We start from the raw sequence: 15,074 nt of genomic DNA, 5'->3' as shown, positions 1-15,074 counted from the left end.
GTTACGCTCCGACGGGCGCCCGCCGGCCGGCGAGCTGCTGCAAGTCTTCGACGATCTGCTTCTGCGACATCATGCTCAGGTCGATCACCTCGCGCGCCTGCGCGACGTAGTACTCGAGCTGCTCGTCGCTGCGCGCGAGCGATTTCTCGAGCGCGGCCTCGATGCGCTGCAGATGGGTCAGCAGCTTGTCGTTCGATTCGCCGAACACCTGCACGGCCATCCCGAACGCATCGCCGAGGCTCGCGACCTCGACTGCGCCGGCAGTGACCTGCGCGGCCACCGCATCGAGCTTGCGCGTTTCGGCATCGACGGTGTCGTTGAAGCGCGCGCCGACGCGGTCGAGCAGGTCGGCCGACGTGCTGACGAGCGCGTCGATCGCGGTGCGCTGTTCGGTCGACGCGTGGTTGACCGCGCCGAGCAGCGTTTCGAGCGTCGCGAGCAGGCGGCTGCGTTCCTCGAGCGTCGCGGTATCGCGCACCATGCTGTCGGACAGACGCTGGCGCAGCTCGGCGACGACGTCGGCCGCGGCCTTCGGCGCTTCCGACGCGGCCTGCACGAGGCGCGCGATCTCGTTGATCGTGTCGCTCGCATGCACCTGCGCCTGCGCGGTGATGTCGTTCGCGGTGCGGGCCAGCGTGTCGCAGATGTCCTGCTGGCGCGTCGCGGCCTGTGCGCTCGTTTGCGCCCATTCGTGGCGCAGCGCGGCCGCCATCGCGGCGAGCGAATCGTTCCATGCCTTGAGGCGTTCTTCGTCGCGTGCGGCGAGTTGCGTCTGCAGGCCGGCGTGCGATTCGCGGATCGTCGACAGCAGGTCGTTCGAGCGTTGTTCGAACGTGGCGGCCTGCGTGGTGAGGTCGCGCGTCGTTTGTGCGAGTGCGTCGCAGATTTCCTGCTGACGGCCCGCGCTATGCACGCCCGCGCGTTGCCATTCGTCGCCGAGCTTCGTCGCCATCGCGGTCAGCGAGTCGTTCCACGCAGACAGGCGTGCTTCGTCGCGTGCGGCGAGTTGCGTTTGCAAGCCCGCGTGCGAATCGCGGATCGTCGACAGCAGGTCGTTCGAGCGTTGTTCGAACGTGGCGGCCTGCGTGGTGAGGTCGCGCGTCGTTTGTGCGAGTGCGTCGCAGATTTCCTGCTGACGGCCTGCGCTGTGTACGCCTGCGCGTTGCCATTCGTCGCCGAGCTTCGTCGCCATCGCGGTCAGCGAGTCGTTCCACGCAGACAGGCGTGCTTCGTCGCGTGCGGCGAGTTGCGTTTGCAGGCCCGCGTGCGAATCGCGGATCGTCGACAGCAGGTCGTTCGAGCGTTGTTCGAACGTGGCGGCCTGCGTGGTGAGATCGCGCGTCGTTTGTGCGAGCGCGTCGCAGATTTCCTGCTGACGGCCCGCGCTATGCACGCCCGCGCGCTGCCATTCGTCGCCGAGCTTCGCGGCCATCGCAGCCAGCGAGTCGTTCCAGGCAGACATGCGTGCTTCGTCGCGTGCGGCAAGCTGCGTTTGCAGGCCCGCGTGCGAATCGCGGATCGTCGTCAGCAGATCGTTCGAGCGCTGCTCGAAGGTCAAAGCCTGCGTAGTGAGATCGCGCGTCGTTTGTGCGAGCGCGTCGCAGATTTCCTGCTGACGGCCCGCGCTATGCACGCCCGCGCGCTGCCATTCGTCGCCGAGCTTCGCGGCCATCGCGGCCAGCGAGTCTTTCCACGCGGCGAGGCGCTGTTCGTCGCGCGCGGCCAGTTCGGTCTGCAACCCTGCGTGCGACTCGCGCATCGCGGCGAGCGTCGCGCCCGAATGCCGCTCGAACGTCGCGGCGGCTTCGCCCAGCGCGCGTGCGTGCTGGCCGGCCAGCGTCTCGCCCACCTGCTCCTGGCGCGACAGCGCTTCGCGCCATGCGTCCGACAGGCGGCCTTCGGTCGATTCGAGGCGTGTCGCGACGCCGTCGAGCAGGTCCGTCGAACGCTGCGCGAACGTGTCGGTGAACTGGCCGAGCGTCGTCTGCAATTGCTGCGCGACGGCGTCGCCCGCGCGGCGCTGCTCGTCGAGCGCGCGGTTCCAGACGGCCGTCACGTTGCCGGTGGTCTTTTCGAAGCCGTCCGTCAGCCCGTCGAGCTGGCGCTGCACGGCGCCCGTCACGGTGTCGCGCAGCGCGGCCATCTCCTGCGCAAGCCCCGTCATCGTCGCCGCGACGACCGGCTGCAGCGCGGCGCCGGCCACGCGCGCGCTTTCGGCGGCGCTTTCCTTCAACGCATCGCCGACGTTCGACGCGAGGCCCGCATACGCGCGCTCGGTCCGGTCGAAAAACGCCTGCTGGCTTTCGAGCTGGCGATCGTGCAGCGCGACGCTGCGCGCCTCGAGCGTCGTCATCATCGTCTGGAGCCGGTCGACCAGCGCCGGCATCACGTCGGCCTGCCGCTGCAGCAGCCGGAACGATTCGTCGCGCTGGTGCGCGGACGAATGCACGCGCAGCGTCGTCGCGATCTTCGCGTCGAGCTGCTGGGCCGCGTCGATCCGCTCGCCGCGCACGAGCGCGGACAGCAGCCCGAGCATCGCGGACGTCGCGACGCCGGCAATCGACGTGCCGAATGCGAAGCCGAGGCCCTTCACCGGCGCGATCAGCGATGCGCGGATCGCGTCGAGATCGGTCGCGCTTTCGAGCGCGGCGCCCGTGCCCTTCAGCGTCACGACCATCCCGAGCAGCGTGCCGAGCATGCCGAGCAGCACCAGCAGGCCGACGAGGTAAGGCGTGAGCGCCGGGCCCGGCAGCGCGACGCGCGCGCCTTCGACCCGTGCCCGCACGGCGCCGCGCAGGCCCGGATGCAGCGTGTCGAGCCACGCATCGAGCTTCGCCGGCGGCTCGGTCAGGCCAGCGACCGCACGCGACAGCGTGGCGGTCGCCTGCCGGTAGCGCAGCAGTTCCCATGCGCCGGCGACGTAGCACGCGCCGATCAGCAGCGTGACGGCCGTCGCCAGCGGGTTCGACGCGACATAGCCGACGCCGATCCAGCCCACTGCGAGCAGACCGGCGACAAAGACAACGAGATCAATGCGAATTCTGGACATAGAGCGTGTTGATTAGCAGGTGCGAAGGGCCGCGAGCAGCCCGTCTACCGTTTGAAACCGGACTTCGAGTTCGGCGAGCAGGATGCTCTGCATTTCGTCTCGAAACGTGTCGAGCCATGCGCCGGGCACGATCGCCGCGACGGGCGCGGCGTCGGCAAGCGCGCCGTCATCGGCCGCTTCGGCCGGGTCGGATGCAGCAGCGGATTCGGCATCGGCCAGCGCCTGCCGTTCCGCTTCGCGCAGCCGCCCGAAGCGCGTGCCGAGCAGCGCGGGCACGGCCGACAGCAGGCTGCGCTCGCGCGCGCCGAGCACGCGCTCCATGATCGTGTCGAGCGTCGCGAGCCGCGCCATCCCGGACGAACGCGCGGCGAGCGCGACCCGCAGGCGGCCGCGCAACTGGCCGATCGCCGTTTCCATCTCCTGCTGCAGCGACAGATAGCGCTGGCGGAAGTCCGCGAAATCGGCCGTGTCGGCGGCCGGCGGCGGCATGTCGCCGGGCCGGCGCCGCGTACGCGGCCGGTTGGTGGCCGTGATCGCCTGCGCGAGATCGTGGCGCACGCGCGCGCAGTCGCGCTCCGCGTCGTAGCCGCGCACGCCGGCCGCGACGCCGGGCGGGCTCGTGCTCAACGCAGACGACAGCGTGATCGCGTCGGTCCAGCCGAGCCACTGGCTCAGCCGGTCGGACAGCGTCTGCCGGGATTCCGCGACGTCGGCATCGGCCAGGCGCGCGAGCAGCCGGACGAGGGTCGGACCGCTCAATGCCGGGCGCGGAGGAGCTTGCACCATGCTGCAAACCGTCAAAAAAGGCAGCAGTTTACACGTCGTCGGGGAGGCGACCGCCAGAATCGGGGAAGCGGTGCCGTCCGGCGCACCGGGCGACACACGCGAACGCCCGTCGCGCAAGGCTCCGCGGGCGGTGGCGGGTGGCCGGGAATACCGTCGGCGGCGGGTCGGCTCGGGTCGGCTCGGCGCGCAGTCGGGACGGGACGGCTCGGGTCGGGTCGCTCGGGTCGAGTCTGGTCGCCGGGAGCCTCTCCCGGCGTGTCATGAGGAAGAAGAACGCGTTTCCGGGCGACTTGCGGTTCCCGAAAGCGCGGTGCGCGGTTCGGGCGGTTCGCTCCGGCGGCCGACCGGATGAACGGCCGCCCGCCGTGCATACGGATCGGGAGTCGAAGCGCTCAGATCCCCGCTTTCGGTGCGTTCAGGATCAGCCGCAGCCCGAGCAGCGTGATCGCGCCGGCCGCGATGCGGTCGACCCATTTCTTCGCGCGCAGGTAGAGCTCGCGCGGCCGGCGCGTGGAAAAGCACAGCGCGACGATCGTGTACCAGCCGAATTCGACGCCGAACACGAGCGGCGGCAGCGCGAGGTAGCACCACAGCGGCGGATGCTGCGGGAGCAGCGCCGCGAAGATGCTGCCGTACCAGATCGCCGTCTTCGGGTTGCTGAGCTGGGTCGTGAGGCCCGTCCAGAACGACTTGCGCGCGCTGCCGCCGGCCACGGCCTGCGGATCGTCCATCGCGATCGGCCGGTCGGCGCCGCGCCAGATCTTCGACGCCATGTAGATCAGGTACGCGCCGCCCGCCACCTTCAGGCCGACATACAGCCATTCGACGGCCTGCAGCAGCGTATAGAGCCCGGCCAGCGCGACGCCGCCGAACACGATGCCGCCCATGCCCATGCCGAGCGCGGTAGCGAGCCCGTCGCGGCGCGACAGCCCGATCGAATTGCGGGCAACCAGCACGAAGCTCGGGCCCGGAATCATTGCGCCGAGCCACAGCGCGGCCAGGATCGCGAGTACGGCAGCCGATGCGGTCATCGAAGTCTCCTTGATCAGCGACGCCGATTCGCCGGCGCCTGCGTGTCGTTTCCGACGGTCGAGCGGTCGATTCTGGCACGCTTCGCGCGTGGCCGAAAGCGGCCGTGCGCTGCTATGCTGGCCCTCTTTCCCGTCATCCCGCGCCGCCGCCCATGATCGAGATCCGCGCCGCCCGTTATCCCGACGACGCCAGCGTCGTCCGTCGCCTTCAATCCAGTGCCGGACACCGGCTTTCCCGGGCGGGATCCGTGATCGGTACGACAACACGCCGAACCCTCGTCCCGCTGCTCGCCGCACTCTCGTTCAACGCATGGGCCGGCGACCTGCCGAAGTCGATCGCCACGCAACTGCCGCCCGGCTACCAGCCGCTGCTCGCGCAAGCCGGGCCCGATCTCGGCAACGGCCGGCACAGCTTTCTGGTCGTCGTGCATCGCGCGGTCGATACGCGCGAGCAGCCGTCGCCGCGCCCGCTGCTGATCTACGAGGAACAGCCCGATCGCGCGTACCGGCTCGCCGCGCGCAACGACCAGGTCGTCCTGCGCGCGAACGAAGGCGGCCAGTGCGATCCGTTCGATCCCGAAGACGCCGCCGACAACGGCCTCTCGGTGAAAGGCCGCTATTTCACCGTGCAGAACGTCGTCGCGTGCGGGCAGCATTGGAGCGACTACGTGACGTTCCGCTACGACCCGCGCACGCACGGCTGGATATTTTCGAACCAGATCGTCACCGAATCGTTTCCGCTCGACGACAAGCCCGACCGCGTCACCGTCACGCGCGCCGATGCGCACCGGCCGATCACGTTGGGTCAATGGAAACGCAAGGAATGACGGCAGCGCAAAGCAACGCATGACGCGACCGGCGAAGCGGGCCGCGACCGATTGCGTCGCGCCAGCCGCGCCGCGCTCGCACCGGTGCGCGGCCCGTCCCTCGCGCTTGCCGACGCTTCGCCCTTCTCGCCCTTCTCGCCCTTCTCGCCCTTCTCGCACTTCTCGCACTTCTCGCACTTCACCCACTCGCAGCCGCACGCCAACAGGACTACCATAAGCGCTCGCCGTCGCGCGACCGTGCGCCGCCGTACGCGGCTCGCCCGCACGCCTTCCCTCGTTGCACCCACGCAGGAGGACGTCATGACGCAACACTTCGATGCGATTGTCATCGGCACCGGGCAAGCCGGCCCGCCGCTCGCCGCGCGGCTGTCCGCCGCCGGGATGAAAGTCGCGATCGTCGAACGCGGCCGCTTCGGCGGCACCTGCGTGAACACCGGCTGCATCCCGACCAAGACGCTGATCGCGAGCGCATATGCCGCGCAGCTCGCGCGGCGCGCCGGCGAATACGGCGTGTCGGTCGGCGGCCCCGTCACCGTCGACATGAAAGCCGTGAAGGCGCGCAAGGACCAGATCTCCGGCCGCTCGAACCACGGCGTCGAACAATGGGTGCGCGGCCTCGCGAACACGACCGTGTTTCAGGGTCATGCCCGCTTCGAGGGCGCCGACGCGGTGCGCGTGGGCGACGAACTGCTCGAAGCGGAACGCATCTTCATCAACGTCGGCGGACGCGCGCAGGTGCCGCCGATGCCGGGCCTCGACTCGGTGCCGTACCTGACCAACTCGACGATGATGGACGTCGATTTCCTGCCCGAGCATCTCGTGATCGTCGGCGGCAGTTATGTCGGGCTCGAATTCGGGCAGATGTATCGCCGTTTCGGCTCGAAGGTCACGATCGTCGAGAAAGGATCGCGCCTGATCCGCCGCGAAGACGACGACGTGTCGCAAGCCGTGCGCGAGATCCTCGAAAACGAAGGGATCGACGTGCAGCTCGACGCGAACTGCCTGAGCGCGCGACGCGACGGCGACGGCAACGGCATCGTAATCGGCCTCGACTGCGCGGGCGGCGGCCGCGAGGTCGCGGGCTCGCACCTGCTGCTCGCGGTCGGGCGCGTGCCGAACACCGACGAGCTCGGGCTCGACCGTGCGGGTGTGGAGACAGACGCGCGCGGCTATATCACCGTCGACGAGCAATTGCGCACGAACGTGCCCGGCATCTGGGCGCTCGGCGATTGCAACGGGCGCGGCGCGTTCACGCACACCGCGTACAACGACTACGAGATCGTCGCGGCCAACCTGCTCGACGCCGATCCGCGCAAGGTGTCCGACCGCATCGCGGCGTACGCGATGTATATCGATCCGCCGCTCGGCCGCGTCGGCATGACGCTCGCGGAAGCGAAGCAGACGGGCCGCAAACTGCTCGTCGGCACGCGCCCGATGACGCGTGTCGGCCGCGCGGTCGAAAAAGGCGAAAGCCAGGGTTTCATGAAGGTGATCGTCGACGCGGACAGCCACGCGATCCTCGGCGCGTCGATCCTCGGCGTGACGGGCGACGAGGTCGTGCACGGGATGCTCGACGTGATGGCCGCCGGCGCGCCGTACACGACGATCAGCCGCGCGATGCACATCCACCCGACCGTGTCGGAACTCGTGCCGACGCTGCTGCAGGATCTGCATCCGGTCGAATGACGCGCGGCGCCGAAGGGCCGGCTGCGCTTCGATATCGCGGCCGCGCTCGCGAAGACGGTGGTCATTCCGGCGCGGCCGCGCGCACGGTCGGCGCCGTGCCGATGGTCGCGAGCGCGCCGCCCGCTCAGCTTTCGAAATACCGCGGCCGGTCGATATCGGCAAGCAGCCCCGGCTGCGTCGGCGCCCAGTCGAGCCATGCACGCGTGCGCTCGCTGGTTGCGGGCGCATCCATCCCGACGAACATCGCGAACCAGCCGAAGTGCTCGCCGGCTTCCGCCGCCGGTTTCGCGACGACCGGCACGTTCAGCCGTCGGCCGATCACCGCCGCGATCTCGCGGAACGGCACCCCCGTATCGTCGACCGCGTGATAGCGCGCACCGGCCGCACCGCGTTCGATCGCGAGCCGGTACACGCGCGCCGCGTCGAGCCGGTGCACGGCCGGCCAGCGGTTGTCGCCATCGCCGATATAGGCCGATGCGCCCTTCTCCCGCGCGATGGCGATCAGACGCGGCACGAACGCGTGATCGCCGTCGCCATGCACGGACGGCGGCAGGCGCACGACCGATGCATGCACGCCGCGCGCTTCAAGCGCGACCGCAGTGGCTTCGGACGCACGCGGATAGGCCGCCGACACCGGCACGTGCGGATCGTCCTCGGTTGCCGCGCGGCCGGGTGCGACGAGCGCGAGGCCCGACGTGACGACGAGCGGCCGCGCCGAGCCTGCGAGCACTGCACCGATCGTCTCGATCGCACGGCGGTCGAGTTCGCAGTTCTCCGCGAAACGCGAGAAGTCGTGATTGAATCCCGTGTGGATCACGGCATCGGCGGCTTCGGCGCCGCGCTTCAGGCTGTCGAGATCCTCCAGCGATCCGCGGTGGACATCGGCGCCTGCGGCTGCAACCGACGCGGCAGCCGCGTCGGACCGTGCAAGCCCGAGTACCGAATGGCCAGCGGCAACGAGTTCGGCAACGACGGCGGAGCCGACGAATCCCGATGCTCCAGTGACAAAGACACGCATGTTCAGCACCTCCGGATGGAATGGAGGATTACTATCCGTCGACGGCCGCTCGCGGTGAAGACGTGACGGTTTACCGGTAAACGAACTAACAGGCTATGGCAGACGCACCCGACAACCTGCTCGGCGCGTACCTTCGGGATCGCCGCGAGAAACTCGACCCGGCCGCACTCGGCCTGCCCGTCACACGCCGCCGCACGCCGGGCCTGCGGCGCGAGGAAGTCGCGCAGCGCGCGCACGTGAGCGCCGCGTGGTACACGTGGCTCGAACAGGGGCGCGGCGGCGCGCCGTCGGCCGACGTGCTCGACCGGCTCGCGCGCGCGCTGATGCTGAACGAAGCGGAACGCGAGCACCTGTTCCTGATCGGCGTCGGCCATCCGCCCGAAGTGCGCTACCACGCGACCGACAGCGTGACGCCGCGCGTGCAGCACGTGCTCGATTCGCTAGAAGCGAGCCCCGCGATCGTACGTTCGGCGACATGGGACGTCATTGCATGGAACGACGCCGCGGCCGCGACGCTGACCGACTATGCAACGCTGCCACTGGAGCGGCGCAACATCCTGCGGCTGATCTTCGACGATCAGCGCGTGCGCGATGCGCAGTCGAACTGGAAACAGGTCGCGCGGTTCGCGGTAGGCGCGTTTCGCGCCGATGTCGCGCGCGGCGGCGCAACGCAAACCGTGCAGGCCTTCGTCGACGAAATGCGTGCAACGAGTGCCGAGTTCGACGCACTGTGGCGCGATCATGATATCCGCGCGAATGAGGAAGGCACCAAGGAGATCCGTCACCCGGCCGTCGGGCGGATCGCGCTCGAATACTCGGCGTTCGCGGTAAACGGCCGGCCCGACCTGACGCTCGTGATTTTCACGCCGGAGACGGCTACCGATCGCGCGCGCATCCGGACGCTGGTCGCGGCGCGCGAAAAAGCCGGCACGGAACAGGCGTCGGCCGCGTAACGACGCCCCCGCCGAAGCACGCGGCGACGAAGTGCCGATCCTGCGCCGCCTCGGCCGCGCCCATCCTTCCCCGCCATCCCGCGTCGTCCCATCGCAATTCGCACTGGTTCCCAGTCGAATATTTAATTTTCACCTGGCGTAGCGCGCGCTTACCCTTTCGGCATCGCATCACAGGGCCACCGGCCCCTTCCTGGAGCATCCCGATGACCGACCCCGGCACCGCGCAAGCCGTACACCGCCCGCACGCGGCTTCCGTGTCCTATGCCGCACTCGCACTGCTGGTGCTGGCCGGCCTCAACCTGCGTCCGTTCCTGACCGCGTTCGGCCCCGTGCTCGACGTCGTGCGCGCCGACACGGGCCTCGGCTTTCGCGCGGCCGCGCTGCTGACCACGCTGCCGTTCGTGCTGATGGGCGTCGTCGCCGGAGTCGGCGTCGGGCTCGCGCGGCGCTTCGGTGAGCAGCGCGCGCTGGCCGCCGCGCTGGTGCTGATCGCGGCCGGCTGCACGGCGCGCCTGTGGACCGGCGGCAGCGCGGGCCTGATCGCGACCGCGATCGTCGCGGGCGCCGGCGTCGCCGTCGTTCAGGCGCTCGTGCCGGGCCTCGCGAAACGCTGGTTCGTCGACCGGCTGCCGCTCGCGATGGGCCTCTATTCGGCCGCGCTGGTCGGCGGCGGCGCATTCGGCGCGGTCGCGGCGCCGTGGCTCGCCGCACACGGCGGCTGGCATCTCGCGCTCGCCGTGTGGGCCGTGCCCGCGTTCGTCACGCTCGCAATGTGGCGCGCGAAAGCGCCGCGCGACGTCGTGCACGCCATGGCCGCATCGGCGCCGATCACCGCGTTCGCACGCATGCCGCGCGCGTGGCAGCTCGCGCTGTTCTTCGGCCTCAGCAACAGCGGCTATGCGAGCCTCGTCGCATGGCTGCCCGCGTTCTACCGCAGCATCGGCATGGGCCCGCAGGCGAGCGGCAACCTGCTCGCGTGGATGGCGCTGTTCCAGGCGATCGGCGCGCTCGCGATGCCGATGTTCGCGAAACGTTCGCCCGACCGTCGCAATGTGCTGTGGCTCACGCTCGCGCTGCAGGCGGCCGGTTTCGCCGGGTTCGCGATACTGCCCGCGTTCGCGCCGTGGCTCTGGGTCGCGAGCGTCGGCCTCGGTCTCGGCGGCTTCTTCTCGATGAGCCTGATCGTCACGCTCGACCACCTGCCCGACGCGCGGCTCGCGGGCGCGCTCGCGGCCTTCGTGCAGGGCGTCGGCTTCCTGACCGTCGCGGCGAGCCCCTGGCTGATCGGCTGGCTGCGCGATGCGGGCGGCGGCTTCGCGATCGCGTGGTGGATGCATATCGCGGTGATCGTGGCGATGGCCGCGCTGAATGCGGTGTTCTCGCCGGCCGGCTATCGGCACGGCATGGCGCGCATCACCGGCGCCGTTCACTGAACCGCCTTCCCCGATCGGGACGATCGCCGGCCTCTTCCCGCGACCGTCCGACCACGTCGCGGCAGTCGTCGGTACAGGCGATCTCGGGTTCCTGAAGACCGCGAAGGGTACGAACTTCGAGTTCGCGAGAATTCTTCACGGATTGCTGCGGATGTCGCTTGACGACTGCGGATTCAACCCGTCGATGCTTTCATGCGCAATCGGCAAGCGGTCGCTACCGAGCGGGTCCGGGTATCCAGTCCGATCAGGTTCCAGTCGCGGGCATCTCCGGCAGCGCGATCTCGACTCCGCGGCGGTGCAGTGCCGAGAGCACGTGATACACGACCTTGAAGCACATCACCGGCAGTGCGGCACGCCAGCTCCCGCGGAGATTCCCTGCCAGCAGATTGACGATGCCGTCTCGCATCCACAAGCGATTGGACGGCGCCATGAAAAGCGTACGCATGACAGGATCGTTCACTCGATAGATCAGCCAGCTGATCCGATCCATTGCCTCCGACAGTTCCCGGTTGGCTGCTTGCGCAAGCTTCTTTCCTCGTACCGGATCGTCGAGCCAAACGTGGGCGGCCTGCGCGCCGAGTTCTCCGCCAGTCATTGCCATCAATACGCCTGTCGAGAACATCGGATCGACAAATCCGTAGGCATCGCCGATCATCAGAAAACCGTTGCCGTTGCCCTCGCGCGCGCGATAGCTGTAATTGGCCGTGCTGTAGACGTCCGATACGCGCTGTGCACCTTGCGTGCGAGCCGCGACGGTCGGGCTTGAAGCGATACGCTCGGTCAGCAGATCGGTCGGCGTTCCCTTGCGCCCTTTCCATGCCGATTGATCGCCGACAAAGCCGATGCTCATGGTGTGATCGGGTAGCGGGATCAGCCAGAACCAGCCGTCCTCCGCAAGATGAATGCTGATGTAGCCCGCGAGTTCGCCTTCACGACGCGCTACGCCAGTGAAATGCGCATAAACGGCCGCCGTATTGTTGTATTTGTTCGAGGTCTTGACCTTCATCCGCGACGCGAGAAACGTATCGCGGCCCGAAGCGTCGAGCACGTAGCGCGGATACCATTCGCGGGTGCCGCCCGATTCGTCCTGCGCGGACACGACGTGACGTCCGCCGGCATCGTCCAGCTTTATTGTCGTGACACGAGTACGCTCGACACACTCGGCCCCGCACGCGGCGGCGTGTCTGAACAACATGGCATCGAGGTCCGCACGCCGTACTTGCCACGCGTGCGTACGGTCCCGATTCAGTGCGTTTCCGAACGGAAACGCGCAGCTGCGGCCCGTACGGTCCGAGACGAACTCTGCGCCCGGCTTATGGACACCGATCTCTCGGACCTGATCCAGAACACCAAGCCGCCCGAATATGTCGAGGTTACGTGGCAACAGGCTTTCGCCGATATGGAAACGCGGATGGGCTTCCTTCTCCACGAGCACGACGTCGCGCCCTTTCATCGTCAGGAAGGCCGCCGCCGTCGCACCAGCGGGCCCGCCGCCGATAATCAGCACGTCAGGCCGGCTCGGATCGCTTTTCGATGAGTTCATTGCGCTGGCTTCAAAAAAAGGGCGTATTCATGGACCAAAGCAAATGCGATGGCTGATTGCGGGAATCATCGTGTTGTTGGACGGCGCTCGCCTGCCTGACGCGCGAAATCCGCCGGAGGGGCGCACGGAGATTCAGTGGTCCGACTCGGCAATTCTTGTTTCTGGTCGACGCAATTGCAAGCAGTCCGACAGGTTTCCGACTGCGTGCCCGGACCGATAGTACTATGCATGGCCACCACCACAACCCGGCGCTAAATCAGGCCGAACGCGATGCCGATGTCCCGCGACACGCAAATGCCACACAAACCGCAAGTGCGTGTAGATTAGAACGTCGCTGCGACCTGCCGCCGTGTCTTCGAATCGGTCGCCATCCGAGTCAGTCATGAAGTTGCACTGGAGCCGGCATGAACACGAAGCACAGCAAGAAAGGGCATCTGGAAGCCGCGGCGTCACATCACGAGCAGGCCGCGCGATATCACCGCGAGGCGTCGCGGCATTTCGAGGACGGCAAGGACTTCGCCCACGCCGCCCATCAGGCGATGATGGCCCATGGCCACACGTTGCATGCGATCGATCAGGCACACGACGCCGGCGCGCACGGTGCCAATACGCCATCGACAACGCCTTCATCGACCGGCTCGGCCGCAAGTGCCGCGGACGTGGCAAAACTTCATGCGGCGGCCGTCGAGCTTCACACGCAGGCCGCGCAGCACATGCGCCACGCCGTCAAGCTCTTCGAGCAGGATCGCAGCGCGGCCACCCACGACGCCCAGCTGGCGCTCGCCCTCGCACTGCGCGCTTTGTCTCATTGCAACGAAGCAGCCAGACTATTCGTCAAGCTCGCGGCCAGTGGTACTGCGTGAATCGAGGTTAGTCACCTCTTGTTCGACGAAGTATTCGGCGTGACGCGGCACCCGTGTGCGCACGCCGCACCGCACCGGGTAGTCGCGCGGACCCACGGTCGTGGGCCTCCCGTACCGATCCGCGCATGGCCAGGTTCGCGCAATCCGGCGCGCCGCTCGCGACTACGCAGTTCGTCCCAGCAGGTCCGTTGCGAACGACTTCGCATGCGCGACGGCCGCTTGCGGGTCCGGGAACACGCCGAGCTGCTCCCAATGCTCTTCGGCTGCGTACGTTCCCTTCACGCCGAGTGCCCGCTGAACGCGCAATTGCGCTGCGTATCCGCCGTCCTCCAATGGTCTGGCCGTCGCGATGACCTTGTGCGGAAGGCCTGATCTTTCCGGCTGAACCAATTCGACAGGACCGCCAGATGCACCGATATCCTTCAACTCGTTCCTCGCATTGCAGTCCGGGCAGTAGAAGCACCACCCGTCGTCCTCTTGCCTGGACCTGACCTGCCCGCGAGCCAGCACGGCACGACATTCAACGTTTTCGCAGATGAACGGCATAGCAGTCTCCGGAGTAGTTTGGAAGAAATCCTAGCATGTCCGTCGACGGCCAACCATCGGCATTGTCGCGTTGCCCGACGCTGACGAAACCCTCACGCGCGAGCCGCCGCCAGCGCAGCGACCGATCGGATCAATAGCGACTGCGCCCCCACAGCGTCGCTGGCTCGTCGAGCAGATGACGCAACCCGCTGCGTTCGATCATGCGTTCCGCGACTTCGTTCACACGCTCGAGAACCGCATTCTCATCGAACGACAGCACGCGCCCGCCGACCATCGTCATGTACACATCGGCCGCGTTCGCGAAGCACCTCACGCGATACACGGGCATGTTCATCGGCATCATGTGCGACCGGAACAGGTCGACGAGAAGACGCGAATGGCTCGCGTAAGCAAGCTGACGAAACGGCAACGCGCGGCGACGCGCGACGCCGCTATACGGTTTTCCCGGCTAGCCCGTGCATCGGCCGCCGCAGCGCGGCATCGAACGGGTTGGTGCGCGGCCCGATCGCGTCGGCCTGGCGCCGCAGCAGTTCGACGACCATCGGCATCCGGTCGTCGCCGAGCCGGGACGCGAGCGTGCCGACGCTCAGCGCGCCGACCGGGTACCCGGTGCGATCGAGGATCGGCACCGCGACGCCTGCCATCCCGTCGAGCACGCCGCTGTTGCGGCCCGCGTAGCCGAGCTGCCGCACGCGTTCGATCTCGGTGCGCAGGTACACCTCGTCGAGCACGCCGTAGCCGCGGATGCGCGGCACGTTGAAGCGGATCACTTCCTCGCGTTCGGCTTCGGGCAGGAACGCGAGGATCGCGAGGCTGCCCTGCCCGACGCCGAGCGCGATGCGCCCGCCGATGTCGCCGGTAAACGAGCGGATCGGGAACGGCCCTTCGCACAGGTCGAGACACACCGCGTCGAAGCCGCTCTTCACGAGCAGGAAGATCGTCTCGCCGAGGCTCGCGCACAGCCGCAGCAGCGCGGGACGACACAGCGTGCGCATGCTGCTCGGGTTGCCGGCCAGCGCGGCGAGCGCGAAGAAATCGACGCTCAGCCGGTACAGCTTCGACTGCTCGTCCTGCTCGACCATCCCTTCGGCGATCAGCGATTGCAGGATCCGGTGCGCGGTGCCCTGCGTGAGGCCGACGGCCTTCGCGAGATGCGTGACGCGCACGCCGTCCTGCTGCATGCCTGCCAGCGCACGCAGGATCGCGAACGCGCGCTGCAGCATGCCGGTGCCCGGCGCGCCGGCCGGATCGGCTTCGTCGTCGGCGCCGGGCGCGCGCCCGGCGGGCGTGCCGGGCATTCCGGACAAAAGGGGTTCCTGCATGCCGGCTCTCCTCGATG

Annotated in this window: 13 protein-coding genes; 5 read left to right on the top strand and 8 right to left on the bottom strand. The window is 68.2% G+C overall.

The window, feature by feature from the left end; genetic code table 11:
- Position 1: 1 nt before the first annotated feature.
- The 3 genes from MRS60_RS29545 to MRS60_RS29535 form a co-directional block, all read right to left on the bottom strand.
- Entirely contained in the window at positions 2-3,049 is a 3,048-nt protein-coding gene (locus MRS60_RS29545; protein ID WP_243566146.1) for a DUF802 domain-containing protein, read from the bottom strand.
- A 12-nt stretch (positions 3,050-3,061) separates the two neighbouring features.
- Positions 3,062-3,835 carry a DUF3348 domain-containing protein gene (locus tag MRS60_RS29540; protein ID WP_243566145.1) on the bottom strand — a complete coding sequence of 258 codons (774 nt, stop codon included), beginning with the start codon at positions 3,833-3,835 and terminating at the stop codon, positions 3,062-3,064.
- 392 nt (positions 3,836-4,227) lie between these two features.
- Positions 4,228-4,866: a LysE family translocator gene (locus tag MRS60_RS29535; RefSeq protein ID WP_034182094.1), complete on the bottom strand. Its 639-nt coding sequence runs from the start codon at positions 4,864-4,866 to the stop codon at positions 4,228-4,230.
- A 248-nt stretch (positions 4,867-5,114) separates the two neighbouring features.
- Between MRS60_RS29535 and MRS60_RS29530 the strand changes: the two genes are divergently transcribed.
- Complete coding sequence (locus MRS60_RS29530) at positions 5,115-5,693, top strand: hypothetical protein (protein WP_243566144.1); 579 nt, start codon at positions 5,115-5,117, stop codon at positions 5,691-5,693.
- Positions 5,694-5,993: 300 nt separating this feature from the next.
- Positions 5,994-7,379 (top strand): FAD-containing oxidoreductase, encoded by a 1,386-nt coding sequence (locus MRS60_RS29525; protein WP_243566143.1) that lies wholly within the window; start codon positions 5,994-5,996, stop codon positions 7,377-7,379.
- Between the two features lie 124 nt (positions 7,380-7,503).
- Here MRS60_RS29525 and MRS60_RS29520 read toward each other — a convergent pair whose 3' ends face one another.
- Positions 7,504-8,397 (bottom strand): SDR family oxidoreductase, encoded by an 894-nt coding sequence (locus MRS60_RS29520; RefSeq protein WP_034182225.1) that lies wholly within the window; start codon positions 8,395-8,397, stop codon positions 7,504-7,506.
- A gap of 95 nt (positions 8,398-8,492) precedes the next feature.
- On the opposite strand from MRS60_RS29520, the gene MRS60_RS29515 reads away from it, so the two are divergent.
- Complete coding sequence (locus MRS60_RS29515) at positions 8,493-9,350, top strand: helix-turn-helix transcriptional regulator (protein WP_243566142.1); 858 nt, start codon at positions 8,493-8,495, stop codon at positions 9,348-9,350.
- Between the two features lie 203 nt (positions 9,351-9,553).
- Positions 9,554-10,783, top strand: a complete 1,230-nt coding sequence (locus MRS60_RS29510) for a cyanate transporter (protein WP_243566141.1) — start codon at positions 9,554-9,556, stop codon at positions 10,781-10,783.
- Positions 10,784-11,027: 244 nt separating this feature from the next.
- Here the strand turns inward: MRS60_RS29510 and MRS60_RS29505 are convergent, their stop codons facing one another.
- Positions 11,028-12,326: an NAD(P)/FAD-dependent oxidoreductase gene (locus MRS60_RS29505; protein WP_243566140.1), complete on the bottom strand. Its 1,299-nt coding sequence runs from the start codon at positions 12,324-12,326 to the stop codon at positions 11,028-11,030.
- A 404-nt stretch (positions 12,327-12,730) separates the two neighbouring features.
- On the opposite strand from MRS60_RS29505, the gene MRS60_RS29500 reads away from it, so the two are divergent.
- Positions 12,731-13,189 (top strand): hypothetical protein, encoded by a 459-nt coding sequence (locus tag MRS60_RS29500; protein WP_243566139.1) that lies wholly within the window; start codon positions 12,731-12,733, stop codon positions 13,187-13,189.
- A 162-nt stretch (positions 13,190-13,351) separates the two neighbouring features.
- Here MRS60_RS29500 and MRS60_RS29495 read toward each other — a convergent pair whose 3' ends face one another.
- The 3 genes from MRS60_RS29495 to MRS60_RS29485 form a co-directional block, all read right to left on the bottom strand.
- Positions 13,352-13,735, bottom strand: a complete 384-nt coding sequence (locus MRS60_RS29495; protein WP_034182088.1) for a hypothetical protein — start codon at positions 13,733-13,735, stop codon at positions 13,352-13,354.
- A gap of 130 nt (positions 13,736-13,865) precedes the next feature.
- Positions 13,866-14,069, bottom strand: coding sequence for a hypothetical protein (locus MRS60_RS29490; RefSeq protein ID WP_243566138.1), 204 nt, complete (start codon positions 14,067-14,069; stop codon positions 13,866-13,868).
- Between the two features lie 97 nt (positions 14,070-14,166).
- Positions 14,167-15,057 (bottom strand): IclR family transcriptional regulator, encoded by an 891-nt coding sequence (locus MRS60_RS29485; RefSeq protein ID WP_243566137.1) that lies wholly within the window; start codon positions 15,055-15,057, stop codon positions 14,167-14,169.
- Positions 15,058-15,074 lie beyond the last annotated feature (17 nt).

Origin of the sequence: Burkholderia pyrrocinia (genome assembly GCF_022809715.1) — a bacterium.
GTDB classification, from domain to species: Bacteria; Pseudomonadota; Gammaproteobacteria; order Burkholderiales; family Burkholderiaceae; genus Burkholderia; species Burkholderia pyrrocinia_C.
The sequence above is the reverse complement of the archived record's forward strand: the minus strand, read 5'-3'. Positions and strand labels throughout refer to the sequence as shown.

Bases quoted from the DNA above. Each gene is read 5' to 3' on its own strand.
- MRS60_RS29505 (WP_243566140.1), bottom strand. From the start codon at position 12,326: ATGAACTCATCGAAAAGCGATCCGAGCCGGCCTGACGTGCTGATTATC.
- MRS60_RS29540 (WP_243566145.1), bottom strand. From the start codon at position 3,835: ATGGTGCAAGCTCCTCCGCGCCCGGCATTGAGCGGTCCGACCCTCGTC.
- MRS60_RS29500 (WP_243566139.1), top strand. From the start codon at position 12,731: ATGAACACGAAGCACAGCAAGAAAGGGCATCTGGAAGCCGCGGCGTCA.
- MRS60_RS29520 (WP_034182225.1), bottom strand. From the start codon at position 8,397: ATGCGTGTCTTTGTCACTGGAGCATCGGGATTCGTCGGCTCCGCCGTC.
- MRS60_RS29515 (WP_243566142.1), top strand. From the start codon at position 8,493: ATGGCAGACGCACCCGACAACCTGCTCGGCGCGTACCTTCGGGATCGC.
- MRS60_RS29490 (WP_243566138.1), bottom strand. From the start codon at position 14,069: ATGAACATGCCCGTGTATCGCGTGAGGTGCTTCGCGAACGCGGCCGAT.
- MRS60_RS29510 (WP_243566141.1), top strand. From the start codon at position 9,554: ATGACCGACCCCGGCACCGCGCAAGCCGTACACCGCCCGCACGCGGCT.
- MRS60_RS29495 (WP_034182088.1), bottom strand. From the start codon at position 13,735: ATGCCGTTCATCTGCGAAAACGTTGAATGTCGTGCCGTGCTGGCTCGC.
- MRS60_RS29525 (WP_243566143.1), top strand. From the start codon at position 5,994: ATGACGCAACACTTCGATGCGATTGTCATCGGCACCGGGCAAGCCGGC.
- MRS60_RS29535 (WP_034182094.1), bottom strand. From the start codon at position 4,866: ATGACCGCATCGGCTGCCGTACTCGCGATCCTGGCCGCGCTGTGGCTC.
- MRS60_RS29485 (WP_243566137.1), bottom strand. From the start codon at position 15,057: ATGCAGGAACCCCTTTTGTCCGGAATGCCCGGCACGCCCGCCGGGCGC.
- MRS60_RS29545 (WP_243566146.1), bottom strand. From the start codon at position 3,049: ATGTCCAGAATTCGCATTGATCTCGTTGTCTTTGTCGCCGGTCTGCTC.